Annotated in this window: 16 protein-coding genes; all 16 read left to right on the forward strand. The window is 36.3% G+C overall.

The window, feature by feature from the left end; all coding sequences use genetic code 11:
- Positions 1-101 precede the first annotated feature (101 nt).
- The 16 genes from H4J73_RS15485 to H4J73_RS15560 all read left to right on the forward strand — a co-directional run bounded on the left by H4J73_RS15485 (position 102) and on the right by H4J73_RS15560 (position 16,328).
- The gene (locus tag H4J73_RS15485; RefSeq protein ID WP_182223600.1) at positions 102-758 is read left to right on the forward strand and encodes a hypothetical protein; all 657 of its coding nucleotides are present in this window, start codon (positions 102-104) and stop codon (positions 756-758) included.
- A gap of 93 nt (positions 759-851) precedes the next feature.
- A complete protein-coding gene (locus H4J73_RS15490) occupies positions 852-1,070 on the forward strand; it encodes an AlpA family transcriptional regulator (protein WP_182223599.1) in 219 nt (72 codons plus the stop codon).
- Positions 1,060-2,151: a replication initiation factor domain-containing protein gene (locus tag H4J73_RS15495; protein WP_182223598.1), complete on the forward strand. Its 1,092-nt coding sequence runs from the start codon at positions 1,060-1,062 to the stop codon at positions 2,149-2,151. The genes H4J73_RS15490 and H4J73_RS15495 overlap by 11 nt, the downstream gene beginning before the upstream one ends.
- A gap of 84 nt (positions 2,152-2,235) precedes the next feature.
- Positions 2,236-3,459 carry a site-specific integrase gene (locus H4J73_RS15500; RefSeq protein WP_182223597.1) on the forward strand — a complete coding sequence of 408 codons (1,224 nt, stop codon included), beginning with the start codon at positions 2,236-2,238 and terminating at the stop codon, positions 3,457-3,459.
- Between the two features lie 596 nt (positions 3,460-4,055).
- Positions 4,056-4,259 carry a hypothetical protein gene (locus H4J73_RS15505; RefSeq protein WP_182223596.1) on the forward strand — a complete coding sequence of 68 codons (204 nt, stop codon included), beginning with the start codon at positions 4,056-4,058 and terminating at the stop codon, positions 4,257-4,259.
- A 151-nt stretch (positions 4,260-4,410) separates the two neighbouring features.
- Positions 4,411-5,217: an endonuclease NucS domain-containing protein gene (locus tag H4J73_RS20830; RefSeq protein WP_182250273.1), complete on the forward strand. Its 807-nt coding sequence runs from the start codon at positions 4,411-4,413 to the stop codon at positions 5,215-5,217.
- A 91-nt stretch (positions 5,218-5,308) separates the two neighbouring features.
- Positions 5,309-5,914: a hypothetical protein gene (locus H4J73_RS15515; protein ID WP_182223594.1), complete on the forward strand. Its 606-nt coding sequence runs from the start codon at positions 5,309-5,311 to the stop codon at positions 5,912-5,914.
- A 1,356-nt stretch (positions 5,915-7,270) separates the two neighbouring features.
- Positions 7,271-8,332 carry a methyl-accepting chemotaxis protein gene (locus tag H4J73_RS15520; protein WP_182223593.1) on the forward strand — a complete coding sequence of 354 codons (1,062 nt, stop codon included), beginning with the start codon at positions 7,271-7,273 and terminating at the stop codon, positions 8,330-8,332.
- A gap of 432 nt (positions 8,333-8,764) precedes the next feature.
- Positions 8,765-9,133, forward strand: a complete 369-nt coding sequence (locus tag H4J73_RS15525) for a response regulator (RefSeq protein ID WP_182177224.1) — start codon at positions 8,765-8,767, stop codon at positions 9,131-9,133.
- Between the two features lie 18 nt (positions 9,134-9,151).
- On the forward strand, positions 9,152-9,487 hold the full coding sequence (locus tag H4J73_RS15530; RefSeq protein ID WP_182177225.1) for a lipid asymmetry maintenance protein MlaB: 336 nt from the start codon (positions 9,152-9,154) through the stop codon (positions 9,485-9,487).
- Positions 9,477-11,657, forward strand: coding sequence for a chemotaxis protein CheA (locus H4J73_RS15535; RefSeq protein ID WP_182177226.1), 2,181 nt, complete (start codon positions 9,477-9,479; stop codon positions 11,655-11,657). Before H4J73_RS15530 ends, H4J73_RS15535 begins: the two co-directional genes overlap by 11 nt.
- Positions 11,658-11,707: 50 nt before the next feature.
- Positions 11,708-13,336 carry a methyl-accepting chemotaxis protein gene (locus tag H4J73_RS15540; protein ID WP_182177227.1) on the forward strand — a complete coding sequence of 543 codons (1,629 nt, stop codon included), beginning with the start codon at positions 11,708-11,710 and terminating at the stop codon, positions 13,334-13,336.
- A gap of 8 nt (positions 13,337-13,344) precedes the next feature.
- Entirely contained in the window at positions 13,345-13,887 is a 543-nt protein-coding gene (locus H4J73_RS15545) for a chemotaxis protein CheW (protein ID WP_182177228.1), read from the forward strand.
- Entirely contained in the window at positions 13,887-14,705 is an 819-nt protein-coding gene (locus tag H4J73_RS15550; RefSeq protein ID WP_182177229.1) for a protein-glutamate O-methyltransferase CheR, read from the forward strand. The genes H4J73_RS15545 and H4J73_RS15550 overlap by 1 nt, the downstream gene beginning before the upstream one ends.
- Positions 14,699-15,280, forward strand: coding sequence for a hypothetical protein (locus H4J73_RS15555; RefSeq protein WP_220459972.1), 582 nt, complete (start codon positions 14,699-14,701; stop codon positions 15,278-15,280). Before H4J73_RS15550 ends, H4J73_RS15555 begins: the two co-directional genes overlap by 7 nt.
- Positions 15,273-16,328, forward strand: coding sequence for a chemotaxis response regulator protein-glutamate methylesterase (locus H4J73_RS15560; RefSeq protein ID WP_182177230.1), 1,056 nt, complete (start codon positions 15,273-15,275; stop codon positions 16,326-16,328). The genes H4J73_RS15555 and H4J73_RS15560 overlap by 8 nt, the downstream gene beginning before the upstream one ends.
- The last annotated feature ends 558 nt before the right edge of the window (positions 16,329-16,886 follow it).

Genomic DNA, 16,886 nt, shown 5'->3' on the forward strand with positions numbered 1-16,886 from the left:
ATAGTGAACAGTATCGATCTACAGAATTTTTATTTTTCTCTGTTCCTTAAGCAATATTGACCATATCATATACACACATTTTTGCTGTATTGAATAAATAAATGTCTAATTTACTTGCTAATAGAAACACTCTTCAAATGCTTCAAGGTGTTGAAGGATATCCCCAATGGCTTAGTTGGGTATATGAGAAACCATTAAGCCAGCTTGAAAATGAATGCGAAGACTTGTGGCTTGAAAGATTACTCCATACTGCTATGGCTATCGAAGAACAGGTTGAGTTTGTAGAACACCATCCTGACATGAGCGTTTCAGAGAAGAAAAATGACATCTTATCTTTAACTGATAGACTTCGCGATTTTATTGACGTGATTGGTTTTGTGCCCACAAATAAAGGGATTGAAAATTCTGGGTATTTGAAGTCCTTAGAAAAAAAAAATTCAAAACAACCAAGTAAAGAACAGATTTCTCCTCAGGTTATATCAATAAAACAAGAAAATAAATTTCGTCAATATCTTAGAAAAAGGCTTACTGGCCCATCAAAGGTCACATTACCAATAATTTGGAATGAGCTTCGTATTTCAGAAGGTGAAACAATTGATAACCTAATTGAAATAACATCTGTTTCAGGCAATTCAAAAGCATCAGTTGTAAAATGGCTGGATGATGAAACAGGCGCGGTAGGCGATTCGCTAACAAGAGAAAGTGTAGGTAAAGCTATATCCGAATTAAAAAAAGATATTAAAAATAAAATTAAATAAACCTTCGTGAGACTTCGTACACGAAGTTTTTCACGAAGTCCCATCAGTAATGTACGTCCTCAGTAACTAACCAACCACTGAGGAATACTTCACATGTTACAGAACACTACAAACTTAAATGTTTTTAACCCAATAGACCGCTTTGTTCGCGAAGCTGAATGTAAACAAATTACCGGACTTTCCAGAACCCGTCGCTGGGAACTAGAAAAAGAAGGTAAATTCCCTAAGCGAATCAAACTATCTGCACGTGCTGTTGCCTGGCTAATGTCTGATCTTATGAACTGGATTGAGGAGCGATGTAATGGACAATAATACTTCAATCAATCCTCATCTATTAACTCATAAGATAATAACAGAGCCATTCAAGAATACAGGGTTAAACGAAAACACTATGAATAACAGTAGATCAGCACCGAACATCACAGATCAATTAGCAGTTACAGATTGTGCCTTTTTAATGATAAATGAAGTGAAAAGTCGTATTGATTGTTTACATATACAGTTTAAACCTAAAAATGAAATTGAATTTAAGTATGTCAGTAAAGTACTCATAGATTGGTTAAATGAAGTAGGCATAAAGTCTATTAATACAGAGCCTAATTTAAAGTACTTTGATCATGGATGTTTATTAAAAGCAAATGACCAAACCAATTCTGCTTGCGGTGCAATTAAATGGAACCAAGACTATGATGTTATTCGAGTTGAATTGTCTGGCAAAGGATGTTCATACATTAATACAAATGACACTTATTTTTCTGTAATGAAAGAACTTGAGCAAACAACTGAAACTTTTATTAAGCGAATTGATATTGCCGTTGATACTTTTGAAAAAAAGCATGGTTTACGTTTCATTCAACAAAGCTTTAGTAAAGGCTTATACGCTCCTAAAACGGGGGCATCACCTTTGCGAGAAAATCATTCTAGCCCTACAGGGCAAAGCATTTATATTGGTTCGCGCCATTCTTATAAGCAAATTATCGGCTATGAAAAAGGTAAACAGTTAAAGTTTCCTAAAGATTCGAAAGAATACTCCAACTGGTTTAGGCATGAAGTCAGATTAAAAGGAAGAAAAGGTCACTGTATTCCTATAGATGCTTTGTTTAATCCTGACAGCTATTTTGTTGGTGCATACCCCAAAGCTAATCAAAGGATTTTAAAAAGTGCAACACCACGGATAATAAGAAGGGAGGTTATACAATTCGTCGATAAAGAACTAAAAAAAGGTTTGGTTTATGCAAAGCATCAAGTAGGAAAAACGATACATTGCGCAGTTGAAAGGGGAATGGAGGATAAAGTAATTGTACAAACGATTATGAGACCAGGAAAAAAAGACAACCTATGTTATCCCTCTTTTATTTCAAAAGCAGACAAAGAAAATTATATGTTTGAATAACCACTAACAGGAGGAATAACGTTTAAATACACGGCTAATACTAGTCATGCCGTTTGTTTATTTAGTTATTCAAAAGTTTTTATTATGAAAACATTAAAAATAAATCTTTCAAAGAATGCTATTGAAATACATCAAGGTAATACTGATGTTCAGCAGTTAAGAGATAACCGCCAATCTGTTTATTATCGATATATGCAAAAGGATAGAAACCTAGGCACTTTCTACGGAGTGTTTCACAAACAAGGTAAAACTAAGTGGATTAAACTTGGCTGTTATCCTGCGTTATCAGCGAAAGACTCGTTATTAAAAATGAGTCAATTAACTAAAGAATCAGCTTTAAAAAGTACGATACCTAATGAGGTGGAATTTAAGACAGTAGGCGAGCTATTAACATGGTATAGCAAACGGCTAGCCAATAACAAAGCATTGGCGGAGCACACTAAGAAGAATCAACAGGCATGTATCAAACAACATTTATTACCATTGTTAGAGCATATTAAAATATCGTCGATAAGCTTGCCGTTAATTGATGAAGTACTATTTCAACCTTTACAGGTCAAGCTAGCACTTTCAACCGTCGATAATATTTTATCGGTATTGAACGCGGCCATTAAAAGAGCCATTCAGGTTCAGTTGATTCAATACAACCCACTTCCTAAATGTACTTTAGCGGAGTTCACTAACCAGCGTCCCAAAGTAAAAGCTACACGACTAACTCAAAGTTCGTTATTTAATGCTATTAAGAGCCTAAATAAGCAAAGTATTGAACATCAGCTTTTGTTTGTCTTGCTAGTTCTACACGGCACACGCATAGGTGAAACAGTAAATGCAAAGTGGGAAGCTTTCGACTTTGAACAAAAGTTATGGCGTATTCCTGCACAGGATACAAAAACTAAGAAATCTCATTTATTACCATTAACAGAGCTGGCTATTACATGGTTAAAATATTATAAAAAACATCAAATGACAGTAGGTAAGTCAATCTATCTCTTTCCACAAAAGAGTAATAAACGAAAAGCTATGTCGCCCAATCAAGGCTCTTGTATTATTTCTACTATGGCGAAGAAGCAATGGTCAGCACATGATTTAAGAAAGTTTGCTCGTTCATTATGGATGGAATTAGGTATTGATTACATGGTGGGCGAATTCTTACTCAACCATACGCTAAATAAGCTAAATCAAGCCTACATACAAACCCTTGCTATGCCTAATTGTAGGGCTGCTTTGAATGATTGGAGCTATTGGTTAGAAGATAAAGGGTTAACACCTAGCTATAAGCAAGATTTAAAAAAATGGAAACTATCTTAAGGATCAATAAAATCAAAGCATTAAAGCCTTTCTCAGTATCCTTGAACTAATAGTTAATCATTTTAGGTATAAATTTAAGTGTAGTACTGCCCTTTATGCCAAGCATTAGCTAGACTCATACTTACAGTTATATTATGGAAAGCTTGAGTCTTGCGCACCACACAGCTACTTTTCAAAAATAAAAACCGCTTGATACACCTATTCCATATGGATTTCAAAAAGTGCGCGCTATTGAGTGCGCTGTATTGCGTAAAAGTTAAATCTAGGTACTTATTGTTTAAAGGGTTAAAGTTACTCGCAACTCAAACAAGTAAAATTATAAGGGATAATAATGAGTAATGAGTAATGAGTAATGAGTAATGATTCGATTAAAGATTCGAACATGGAGCATCATCTGTCGTTCAAAATGAGCATAAAGAAAAAAGTTAAAAATAAGATACCACACCTAATAATGCTGAAGTACCTGCAGATTTTTGGAGTGAGCCTCTACCAGAGAGTATGATGTTTAAACCAGCAATATTTCATCGACTCAGGAAGTTACTTGGATTGCCTGAAGGAAAAAGACGTTTCAAACGGGCGGATTAAAAAGGTTGTCTATGTTTAAAATATTAAAAATATTATTTGCTGTTCATGAAAAGGAAAGTGTTATTCTTCCAGAAGAGGCTGAAGTAAAGCCTGAGGATATCATTCCTAACGACTTCTGCTTGTGTTGCACTCCAGGCATAAAATGCATAAAAGCAGCAGGAGTCACATTGACAGAAATCCCAGATAGTGAGCATTTCATAATAATTAAACCTTAAAGAGGTTTTATTCTTAGCCGATTTAAGTGTAAACATTTAAACGAATTAATATGAACAGGCAAACAATTGGTTTTTACTCCTTCTTTACTAATTTTAGCTAATAATTTTTTGCCTCTTAACGAGGCATTATGTTCTCAATAGGAAACACTAAGTGGAAAATAAATTTAAGCAGTGGTTAATTGAAAAAGGAAATGAAGATAAAGTTTCGATATATCCAAGTATTCTTCATCTTATATCTAAGCATTATTCTGAGCAAGTTGGTTATCCTGTAGATCTCTATAACGTAGAAGGCACAAAAAAGTTAGCTAGTTTGTATGGTAGAAAAGGAAAATTTACAAACTTTGGATCTCAGGAATCCGGTGCATTTCGATCTGCTATTTCCTCTTATTGTAAATTCCACAAGCATTTAAAAGAAATTGCTCATTATAAATCCATGATGGGAAGCATTCAAAACTATATAGATAACGATGACGAACATATTTCTGATTTACATGATTTACATGATTTACAAGATTTACAAGATTTACAAGTAACAGACACTAATAGAGCTGAAACACTTAAGACAAGCGCAACATCAATGAATTTTGAATATGAGGTGGACCTTCAGACCCAAATTTGCTCACAAATTCCTGAATTATTCCCAGAGTATGTTATTTTTGGTGGGATTTCAGTTGGTGTTGAATATGAAGTTGGTTCCCGTAAGATAGATATCTTACTTGAAAATACTAATGATGGGTCATTATTAGTCGTTGAATTAAAGTCAGGGAGAGCTGGCATTAAAGTTATTGATCAAATATATATGTACATCAGTTTGATACGTAGAGTATTTCCTAAAAGAGGTGTAACTGGGGTAATCATTGCTGGTAAAATTGATGATAGTTTGATTCAGGCTTCTAAAGTAAATAGTCTTGTATCAATTATGACTTATAGTATTGGTGTCCAATTAAATAAAACGTAACAAGCTGTTTAAAAATAACAGTCGGCCATAGCCTTATGGTTATAGCTAAATATTAATATCTTAACATTTCGCTAGGTTAATTAGGTATAAAATGATTGAAGCAGAAACAATGAAATTTTTAGCTGAAAATAAAGACTCTATTTTAGCAATTGCAGCTATAGGAGCATTAGTAATGACAGCATTAACTGCTGTTATGAGTCTATTTGGTGCAATAACAGCTAAAAAGATAGATGAAAAAATTAAACGTCAGGAAGCAATAAGAGTTCTTATCGAAGATGGGATGATTGGAATGGGGGAAAGCATTCAAGGTATACTTTCTGCTGCTGATATTCTATTGACGAAGTATGGCATTGAGGTTCACCAAAATGATCCTTCGCTTAATTCATCAATCAAGAAATACAAAACAATTATTGGTAACCATAAAAAACATTTAATGAAGGCAAAAACAATCTATAGATATAAACTTTATGGTATAGAGGATGGTTTATCTATAATTACTCGTTGTACCGATTGGATTCAAGGACTTAAAGATGATATTCCTTTAGCTAGAAAGATGCTAAAAGAAGCAGATAAAATAAGATTGATTGTTGATAAAGAAATAATCAAATGTTACAGAAAGGGTGACTATCCTAGTTCAGTTACACGATGGAGGTTGGTATACCATTCTTGGAAAATAAAGAAAATGAGACAAGGTTAGTGATTTAAACTAACAAGTAAATAAAAGGACATAAACATCCGAATGTTTTATGGTTAGGAATAAGTGGCTTATTTGGTTAATTCTAACTTAATAAGCCGATAAAGATGCTATAAAATTATAGCGTGACTGTCACACCATTTCGGCTCGGTATATTACAACGTCACTATTAGATAGAAAATTAACTTGTTATAAATCGACTCAGCGGTGTTATTATAAATAAATACAAAAAAACTAAAAATATTAGTGAATATATCATTTAGTAGTACTACAAGTAGTACTAGACAAAAACAAAGTTGACATTACCATTTTAAATCAACACCTTGTACTGCGAATTAAGTTCAGGGAGGGGCCACCACTTTTTGTTTTCAACGAATGACTTTCAAGTTAAAAATTCAAAGTACACTTAGTCCCTCCTCCGCTGGTCCATGGCTGGGGAAAACAAAACAATCAGTACTCCCCAAGAAAAAGACACCGTAAAAAATAGCTACCAAAGCGATAAATTTTGCCTACTTCCATAGTTTTCCCAACTACTTAAGCGAAAATTAAAGAGCTGAAGAGACCAAACTACTCACGTCAAAAAAAGTATGTTTTTACATATGGTCCTAAATTAACTCCATAAGCCTATTTATTAAATAAACATCTAATCACTATAATAAATTTTATTTAATTAACATCCATGAAATTCACTTAAGTGTAAAAATTCACTTAAATGTAAAATTCACTTAAATGTAAAAATTCACTACGTTATTAAAGTAATATTTAAACCTTATTAATAAACCTTTCTTTCATTAATATAATCAGCTCTTGTAGGCTATTTTATCTTTGTTTAATAGCGTAATAACGATGTAATAAAACCTTGATAAAATTAATCAAAATAAAGTGTTTAAAAAGTGATCTGCTATTATTTTTGATACGTATACCTCATAAAATTGCTATTAATAGAACATATGTACAATAAATGTGACGTATTATTAACAAATAGCATACATATTACATAACGTTAATTTAATATTTTATGACATTGACAAACGAATAGTGCAAGTGATAGGTTGAAATATAACAGAGGTGTTGGCTGAGAATTAATACAATCAACGTTATCACCCGGTAGTTATCTTCGATGATATTTTCACATACTCAGTGTTGATAGTTCGCACTTATGTTTGCATAAGCTATTTTATTTTAGATATAAGTAATGAATACTTTCGTGATTATTTATGTTTAGAACATTAAAATTTTACAGATAATAGGGGAAAAATTATTAAACGGATTTTCAGTAGTATTTTTTTAGCACTCACTTGTATCGTCCTTTTACAATTTAGTGATGGTTCCATTTTATACAAGGTAATAGCGAGTGTAATGTTATTATTACTTGCTTGGTACATTGACAAGCAAATAATAATCAAACATAAAGAAGCTATTCGTCTGTCGATTATTGAATGTAACGAGCAGCATGCCGTTCAGCAGACAATAGAATCAAACAACAGGGAAAACGCAATTCACACTCTTTGTCAAAGTGCTTTACCGCTTTGGCAAAAGCATATCAACACAGCCAGAATACACTCAGAACAAGAAATAGGAAAACTTTGTCACCAGTTTTCAAATCTGATTAGCGGAATGGAAAACGCAATGCATGTATCAACGCAAACTATTGGTTCAGAAACAAACCAAAATAAAATTTCTCTGATGCAAGTTATCCAAAATAGTCAGACGGAATTGGCAGAAGTGTTGGAGTCACAACGTAAAACCATGGAGAGCAAAGAAACTATGCTCAGTGGCATGTCTCAGCTAAAGGGCATTACCAAAGAATTAAACAGCATGGCAACAATCGTTTCCAGTTTAGCAGATCAAACGAACTTGTTAGCACTTAATGCCTCTATAGAAGCCGCACGTGCTGGTGAAGCCGGCAGAGGTTTTGCCGTAGTTGCAGAAGCAGTGCGCGAGTTAGCACAAAAATCCGGAGATGCAGGTAATAACATTCAACGACGCGTTGCTCTCGTTAACGAGACAATTAATCATACGTTAGACGCTACCGATGATTACTCTAAGCAAGACGATATTGCTATGCAAGAAACAGAAATTGCAATTAAGGGAAGTATGAATCACATCGCTAATTCAGCAGAGCAGGTTGAATTAACAGCAACTCAATTAAGCATAGAACAGCAAAACATGCATAAGGAAATCAGTCGAGTATTAGTTTCCTTACAATTCCAAGATAGGGTTAGCCAAATACTCAGCCAAGTGGAACAAGATGTTGGAAGCTTAGTGGCTTCACTTAATGAAGAGCAGTGGCATACTTTTATTGATGTCAAAGATTGGCTTCATAAAATGGAAAAAAGTTATACCATGCCTGAGCAATATGATAACCATTTAGGTGTTGATACAAGCAATAGTGAACCTGAAGAAATTACATTTTTCTAAGTAAATAAAGGCAAAAATGTAATCTTTTATATTGATATTAAATTACTTACAAAATTTTTATAAAAAAGTGAACCGTCAATATGTGTTATACGTATAAGTTATAATTATTTGATCTAACATTTGCGTGTAAGGGTTAAATCACCTTAATATTTACAATTGATAGTAAAAGGAAGTATGGGAAATGGATGATAAAAGATTTACTCACTATATAGCCATCTCGAATGGCAATACAAATAACGACAGTGCTCAATATAAGCATCGATTTTTCTCTACATTACGAAGCTTAGTCAAACAGAATTAAATCACAGCAAATCACAGCAAATCACAGCAAACCACAGCAAACCACAGCATCGTAGTAATAGTACGATTTATCCCCGTATTAATAAAAATTAATACGGGGGTAAATCAATATTTTTTAATTAGGAGTAGATCGTGGCGAAAAAAATAATGATAGTGGATGACTCAACCTCTTTAAGGCAGTTGGTCATCATGGCACTAAAAAGTCAAAATTACGATGTAATCGAAGCTTGTGATGGTATTGACGCCCTTTCTAAACTATCAGGGTCAAAAATCCATCTTATTATCAGTGATATAAATATGCCCAACATGGATGGCATTAGCTTTGTAAAAGAATTAAAGAAAAATCCATCTTACAAATTTACGCCCGTAATAATGTTGACGACTGAATCACAAGAAGGGAAAAAAAGAGAGGCACAAGCTGCTGGTGCTAAAGCTTGGATAGTTAAGCCGTTTCAACCCCAACAGATGTTGTCGGCCGTAGCCAAACTTATACTGCCATAAAAATAAAAAGGACTGATCATGTTGAAATATGAAGATAATAAAAATCTTATCAGTATATCAATCATAAATGAGATGAACATCTACAGTGCAGCCGAGCTTAAGACTTTGTTAGATAAGCTAATAGACGACAAGCGAGATATGGAAATTAACCTTGATGGGGTATCAGAAATTGATAGCGCAGGCATCCAGTTATTAATGTTGATTAAACAAGAACGTAACAATAATAATCTGCGTTTATCATTAGTACAACATAGTAATGCCGTGCTTGACGCCTTCGAATTTCTTGGCTTGGTTTCGTATTTTAACGACCCAGTTTTACTGACCAATAGAAAAGGAGATTTACATGGAGCTTGATTTGAGTGTGGTATTACCAACATTTTTAGATGAGTCACGTGAGGGACTCGATGAATTAGAAACAATATTATTACATCTTGAACACAACAATGTTGACCATGATAAGCTAAATTCTATTTTTAGAATAGCCCATACCATCAAAGGCTCTGCTGGTATGTTTGGGCTTGATGAGATCGTAAATTTCACCCATGTTGTAGAGAATTTCTTAGATAAATTACGTGAGGGTAATACAAATATTACGGCTGAACTTGTTGAGCTACTTCTAGCTTGTGGCGATCATATTCGGCTATTAGTACAAATAGCCGAAACACAAGATCCACTCGATGATTTACTCGTCAAGAATGGCAGTGCTTTGATATCAAAATTATCAATATTGAATGGCCCAGATGAAGATAGCAATGTAAAAAAAGACATGGTGCCATTGCCAGATACTGACACTGAACGCATTGATAGCGAACACGCTAAAAATGACAATTGGCATATCTCGTTACAACTTTCTATTGACACATTACGTAATGGTATGGAACCCCTGTCAATGTTGCATTATTTGGAAACACTTGGTGAAGTTATCAGTATCACTACGCTTGGTGATGCTATTCCACAAAATGCCGAGATGGATCCAGAAAGTTTTTATCTACGTTTTGAAATTATCTTTAAAACAACATCAGATAAACAAACAATTGATGATGCCTTTGAATTTTTTAAAGAGGGTAGCCATATTGCGATTTTGCCACCGAACAGCAAAGTGTCAGATTATATCGCGCTTATTGACTCGAGTGATGATGATGAGCGTATTGGTGAAATATTAGTGCATGCAGGAGCAATCACACAAACTGAATTAAACGATGCACTCAGCACACAATACAGTTTACATATGACTTCGATAGAGAAACCACTGGGCGATATTCTTGTTGAGCAACGAATGTCTTATCAACCAGTAATAGATGCTGCCATTGTAAAACAAACACAGATCCGTAGTGATAAATCTAGAGATGCTGCCTCGGTAAGAGTCGACTCCGCTAAGCTCGACCTACTGATTAACTTAGTGGGAGAATTGGTCATTGCCAGTGCGGGTACCGCACTTAATGCGCAAACGACTGAAAACACAATGTTAATTGAGTCTGTATCGACATTAACCACTCTAGTTGAAGAAGTAAGAGACAGTGCCTTGTGTCTGCGAATGATACCCATTGGTGCTACTTTTACTCGCTTTAAACGAGTGGTACATGATATGTCAAAAGAACTCGGTAAAGATATTGAACTGATAATTACTGGCGCTGATACTGAGCTTGATAAAACGGTGGTCGAAAAAATTAGTGACCCATTAATGCATTTGGTACGCAACTCCATAGATCATGGCATTGAAAATATTGATACTCGACAAGCAAACGGGAAATCAGCGACGGGCTTAATCAAACTCAATGCATACCATGACTCTGGCTGCATCATTATTGAAGTCAACGACGATGGAGCTGGGCTGGATAAGCAGCGAATACTCACTAAAGCGATAGATAAGGGTTTAGTGCAGGAAGGCCAACAACTAGAAGATAGTGATATATATAACTTAATCTTTGAACCCGGTTTTTCAACCGCGAATGAAGTAACCAACATCTCTGGGCGCGGCGTGGGTATGGATGTCGTTAAACGTAATATTACTGAACTACGCGGTGCTATAGAGCTGGACAGTAAACCTGGACTAGGTACTAACTTTAGAGTGCGCTTACCGCTCACTTTAGCGATTATTGATGGTTTCCTTATTGGTGTTAGCGCAGACACCTTTGTCATTCCACTTGATTTAGTCATTGAATGTATTGAATTAAAGGAGATGAATAACTCACTAGACACGAGCAAAGATTATATTAATTTACGAGGCGAAGTATTACCACTCATCAACCTACGAACATTGTTAGCCATAGAAGGAGGCTTAGGAAAACGACAAAACATAGTTGTTGTGAAATATGGCAGTAATAAAGCAGGCATTGTTGTTGATGAGCTCATGGGCGAATTTCAAACCGTCATCAAGCCACTAGGAGATATTTTTCATAATGTTAGAGCCGTCAGCGGTTTTACGGTACTGGGCAATGGCGATGTTTCATTGATCCTCGATATTCCTGGTTTAATACAAGGAGCCATAAGCAATCAACCTCACATTTTACCTATAACGGCTTAATCTTAAATAACAATAAACAATAACTAAATTATAAATAACGGAGTATTAACATGTTTAAAGATCAAAAAATTGGCATAAAATTAATTGGAGCATTTCTGCTCGTCTCAATGATTACTGGACTGGTTGGCTTTATTGGGGTCTCCAACATGTCTGAACTCAATGACGCTGCTGACGACTTGTATCAAAAAGAATTACTGGGTTTGTCTCGTATTAAAGAGGCCAATGTCAACTTGATGGGTGTGGCACGTTCGCTTCGAAATTCAGTGTTAGCGACCACAGAAGAGGAAAGACAAAGGTATATCACGCAAACATCTACTAATGCCGATGCCGTTCAAGCGAGCTTTGATAAAGCTAGGTCGCAATTTACCACCGAAGAAGGTAAACAATTACTTAACGCTTTCTCTCGAGAGTGGGGGGAATATAAAGTTGCCCTAATAAAGGTAAAAAAAATCATTAATTCAGAAACGCTCGTGAATAATGACAGGCAGTCAATCATCTTTATTCAAACAGATTTACGCGTTATCGCTAACACAGTAGACGACTTACTGACTGAACTGTCAGAAGTGAAAGAAACCAATGCCGCAGATGCCTCACAATTCACCTCTAATCTGTATGACAATAGTCGAGTATTAATGATCAGTTTTTCTGTCGGTGGTGTCATTATTGGTATCATTTTAGGGTTCTTTATTTCACGCGCTATTACCACACCACTTGTTCAAGCTGTTGCCGTTGCAAATCTTCTTGCTGAGGGAGATCTTACCGTCGACATAGAAATTAATAGTAAAGATGAAACAGGTCAACTTTTGTCCGCGATGAAATCTATGGCTAACAGGCTAACAACAACGATCACTGATGTCAGATCTGCCACAGAAAATTTAACCTCTGCTTCAGAGCAAGTGTCGGCAACGGCACAAAGTATCAGCCAAAGCACCAGCGAACAAGCCGCCAGTGTTGAAGAAACGTCGGCTTCGGTAGAGCAAATGTCAGCGTCTATTAATCAAAATACTGAAAATGCTAAAGTAACGAATGCCATGTCAACAAAAGCAGCGAAAGAAGCTGGTGAAGGTGGCGCTTCGGTTAAAGCCACAGTAGTCGCTATGAATAGTATTGCAGGGAAAATCAGTATCATTGATGATATTGCCTATCAAACTAACCTATTGGCACTTAATGCCGCAATTGAAGCAGCTCGAGCCGGCGAACATGGCAAGGGATTTGCGGTAGTCGCAGCAGAAGTACGTAAGTTGGCAGAACGCAGTCAAATAGCCGCACAAGAAATAGGTGAGTTAGCCCAAAACAGTGTAGGTACTGCAGAAAAAGCAGGAAAATTATTGGATGATATAGTACCGTCTATCTCAAAAACATCTGACTTGGTTCAGGAAATTAGCGCGGCGTCAGAAGAGCAATCTTCTGGAGCCTCACAAATAAACAACGCCATGGAACAACTCAATAAAATAACTCAGCAAAGCGCTTCAACGTCTGAAGAGCTTGCAGCTACTGCTGAAGAAATGAGTGGTCAGGCTGAGCAGTTACAGGAAACCATGAATTTCTTTTCACTGCCTAGTGCCGGTAATTCATCAGTCACATCAATGAAAAAGACCACACCAAAAATGACGGTGGTTAAAGACAATGATGATTACTTACCTAAAGCGGTTGGCGACTCAGAATTTGTTCGATTCTAGGAGACATTATGACTTTATCAAAAATTGAAACGTTTAAAGAAAATGAGTTAACACTCAACAAAACTGAAGATGATGATCAATTTCTAACGTTCAAACTTAGTAATGAAATGTTTGCTATCGGTATTCTTAATATCAAAGAGATATTAGAATACGGCAACTTGACCACCGTGCCTATGATGCCAGCGTTCGTGCGCGGGGTTATCAACCTGCGCGGCGCCGTAGTACCCGTAATTGATTTAATTGCGCGCTTTAGCAGTAATCGGAGCGAGGTAACAAAGCGTACTTGTATCGTGATCATCGAAGTCACTACGGATGATGACTGCCATGTTATAGGGGTAATGGTAGATGCAGTCTCAGCTGTATTAGAAATTCCGGCTAATGAAATTGAACCCCCTCCTGCATTGGGCGCTAAAATACGCACGGATTTTATCCATGGTATGGGTAAGGTAGACGGTGACTTTGTGATTATATTAAATGTAGATAACGTTCTCTCAGTCGATGAATTAGGCATGCTAAATCAAAATACCGAATCACCGGCTTTGGAAAGATAATGACTGAACAAAGTATTGATCATATTGTCATGGATGATAGCGAATTTACGCTGTTTCAAAAAATGCTCTATGACATAGTAGGGATCAATATGACGGGGGCAAAAAAAGCTCTCGTCACTGGACGGCTTGCTAAGCGCCTAAGGCATTATGGCTTAGCAAGCTATGCAGATTACTTTCAACTCTTAAAAAAGGAGGATAATGGTGAACGGCAAATTGCGATTGATCTGTTAACCACTAATGAAACCTACTTTTTCAGAGAGTCGAAGCATTTTGATTTTTTGCGTGAGGTGATACTCCCGAAATGGAAAACAGGCGCACGACGTATATGGAGCGCAGCAAGTTCGAGTGGAGAAGAAGCATATACGTTATCTATGGTTCTGTCTGCACACTGCTTAGTCAATGAGTGGGCAATAGTGGGGACAGATATTTGTACTGAAGTGATTGACAAGGCTCGACTGGCACAATATCCCATTGAGCGAATAGACAACATCCCAAGTACTTATTTAAAAAAATATTGCCTTAAGGGTATTGGCAACCAAGATGGTACTTTTATTATTGCCAACGAACTACGTTCACGCGTAGGGTTTGTGCACGCTAACCTAAAATCTGACCTGACACGTTTGGGCAGTTTTGACGTAATATTTTTGCGTAATGTCTTGATCTATTTTGACATACCAACTAAAAAGCAAGTCGTTGATAATTTATGTAAACAATTAAAACCTGGCGGTTTTTTAATTGTTGGACATTCAGAGAGCCTTAATGGCATAACAAACGACTTAAGAGTAGTAGCGCCATCAGTATATGAAAAAATATGTTAAATAAGGACTTAATGCAGCACACGAGTTTATTACCGTTAATTTCCCCAACAAGGGATGAAAGCCCTGATGCGGGTGATAACACAGTAGAGGTCACGCTAGCACCGGGAGAATTTTATTTTGGTGATGCCAACACTACCATTTATACGTTATTAGGCTCTTGTATCGCCATAACGTTGTGGCATCCATTAAAGCTTATTGGTGGAATGTGTCACTACCTTTTACCCGTTCGTGGTGAAAACAAACAGCTCAGTTATGGACATTTTGCAGATGATGCTTTGGCACTTTTTATGGAACACCTAAAATCAACTGAAAGCTCTCCTGATGAGTATGAAGTAAAATTATTTGGTGGTGGCAATATGTTTGCCTGCTTACAACCCACAAATGTCGGCATAAATGTTGCTCAAAACAACATCGCTGCTGGCATAGACTTACTCGCTAATCATGGATTTAAAATAAAAACAACCGATGTTGGGGGCACTAATTATCGAAAGATTCATCTAGAACTTGATACGGGTGACGTATGGGTCAAACGTGGTCAAATATCGCTTGATAAAGGAGGGATGCAAGATGTCTAAGATAAACGTATTATTGGTCGATGATTCTGCAGTCGTACGTCAAGTTTTACAGGTCGTCTTGTCAAGTGATCCTAATATAAATGTTATAGGTGCGGCCTCGGACCCACTATTTGCGATGAATCGAATGGCAAAGCAGTGGCCAGACGTAATTGTGCTCGACGTTGAAATGCCACGTATGGATGGTATTTCATTTTTGAGAAAAATAATGACTGAACATCCAACGCCCGTGGTAATTTGCTCCTCTTTAACTGAACAAGGCGCTGAAACCACCATGCAGGCACTGGACGCTGGAGCCGTGTGTGTTGTCACTAAACCCCAGTCTGGTGTTAAAGCTTTTTTGGAAGAGTCCGCAAAAAATATTATTCAAGCCGTAAAATCGGCCGCACATGCTAATGTAAGTAATTTACGCACAGCCGCCATAAAGCCAAAGTTTAATGCCGATGTAATATCGAAGCGAACAGACCAAGCCATGAGTAAAACAACGGAACATGTTGTTGCTATAGGTACCTCAACAGGAGGTACACAGGCATTAGAGTTAGTACTGACAGCACTTCCTAGCACAGCACCAGGAATGGTAATAGTACAACATATGCCAGAAAAATTTACGGCACTCTTTGCACAAAGGCTTGATTCATTGTGTGATATTAATGTAAGAGAAGCAAAAAACAATGACCGTGTATTACCTGGATTAGCCCTCATTGCACCTGGTGGTAAACATATGTTACTAAAACGCAATGGTTCACAATACCATGTGCAAGTTATTGACGGGCCTCAGGTTAATCGTCATAAACCATCGGTTGATGTGTTATTTCGTTCTGTTGCTAAGTTTGCAGGGAAAAATGCTGTTGGTTTTATCATGACAGGCATGGGAGATGATGGCGCACGTGGATTAAAAGAAATGCAAGAGGTGGGTGCTGTGACTATTGCCCAAGATGAGCAATCTTGTGTGGTCTTTGGTATGCCTAAAGAGGCGATTGCTTTAGGCGCTGCAGATAAAGTCATACCGTTACAATTAATCCCTAAAGAAATAATGCGTTACACACATTAACGTCAAGATAAGATAAGTAAATGACAGGTGTTAAAGAGCATGTTGATAGAGTACACCGTGCTAACTTAATATTTACTTATAAAAACATGATGTTTATATAACGAGTTATTTTAACTTTCATTACTATTAATACACTATGGCGCATTAAAAATTAAGCACATGGAGTAGGTTGCTTTTAATTACAAAGAAATTTTATTCTGGGACTCATTCTCAAACCCTCGAATTTACGTAAATATAGGTAAATATAGGTAAGTACTAAACTTTATTTTGTTAAAAAATTATAACGTTTATTACAATCACTCTCACTCAATTTTGACAAGTTTTACTTAAAATATTAATTTACGAATCTCATCATATGTAGGTGCTAATTTTACATATATAACGAAGGGATAAGCCTAAATGAATTAGAAAGAAGGTTTGAGTTAAGCTAAAAAACTGAGGGGGAGTATTACTTGACCACTTAGCACCAAGTGAAGTAATGAAGTAATGAAGTAATGAAGTAATGAAGAAATTATAACAACTTGATCTATGGTTAACAAAAGTGTCAAAATAATGTAT

The organism is Colwellia sp. MB3u-41 (assembly GCF_014076845.1).
Lineage (GTDB): Bacteria > Pseudomonadota > Gammaproteobacteria > Enterobacterales > Alteromonadaceae > Colwellia_A.

What these genes read in the sequence shown, in the direction of transcription:
- H4J73_RS15485 (WP_182223600.1), top strand. Translation starts at nt 102, where the DNA reads ATGTCTAATTTACTTGCTAATAGAAACACTCTTCAAATGCTTCAAGGT.
- H4J73_RS15490 (WP_182223599.1), top strand. Translation starts at nt 852, where the DNA reads ATGTTACAGAACACTACAAACTTAAATGTTTTTAACCCAATAGACCGC.
- H4J73_RS15495 (WP_182223598.1), top strand. Translation starts at nt 1,060, where the DNA reads ATGGACAATAATACTTCAATCAATCCTCATCTATTAACTCATAAGATA.
- H4J73_RS15500 (WP_182223597.1), top strand. Translation starts at nt 2,236, where the DNA reads ATGAAAACATTAAAAATAAATCTTTCAAAGAATGCTATTGAAATACAT.
- H4J73_RS15505 (WP_182223596.1), top strand. Translation starts at nt 4,056, where the DNA reads ATGTTTAAAATATTAAAAATATTATTTGCTGTTCATGAAAAGGAAAGT.
- H4J73_RS15515 (WP_182223594.1), top strand. Translation starts at nt 5,309, where the DNA reads ATGATTGAAGCAGAAACAATGAAATTTTTAGCTGAAAATAAAGACTCT.
- H4J73_RS15520 (WP_182223593.1), top strand. Translation starts at nt 7,271, where the DNA reads ATGTTATTATTACTTGCTTGGTACATTGACAAGCAAATAATAATCAAA.
- H4J73_RS15530 (WP_182177225.1), top strand. Translation starts at nt 9,152, where the DNA reads ATGTTGAAATATGAAGATAATAAAAATCTTATCAGTATATCAATCATA.
- H4J73_RS15535 (WP_182177226.1), top strand. Translation starts at nt 9,477, where the DNA reads ATGGAGCTTGATTTGAGTGTGGTATTACCAACATTTTTAGATGAGTCA.
- H4J73_RS15540 (WP_182177227.1), top strand. Translation starts at nt 11,708, where the DNA reads ATGTTTAAAGATCAAAAAATTGGCATAAAATTAATTGGAGCATTTCTG.
- H4J73_RS15545 (WP_182177228.1), top strand. Translation starts at nt 13,345, where the DNA reads ATGACTTTATCAAAAATTGAAACGTTTAAAGAAAATGAGTTAACACTC.
- H4J73_RS15550 (WP_182177229.1), top strand. Translation starts at nt 13,887, where the DNA reads ATGACTGAACAAAGTATTGATCATATTGTCATGGATGATAGCGAATTT.
- H4J73_RS15555 (WP_220459972.1), top strand. Translation starts at nt 14,699, where the DNA reads ATGTTAAATAAGGACTTAATGCAGCACACGAGTTTATTACCGTTAATT.
- H4J73_RS15560 (WP_182177230.1), top strand. Translation starts at nt 15,273, where the DNA reads ATGTCTAAGATAAACGTATTATTGGTCGATGATTCTGCAGTCGTACGT.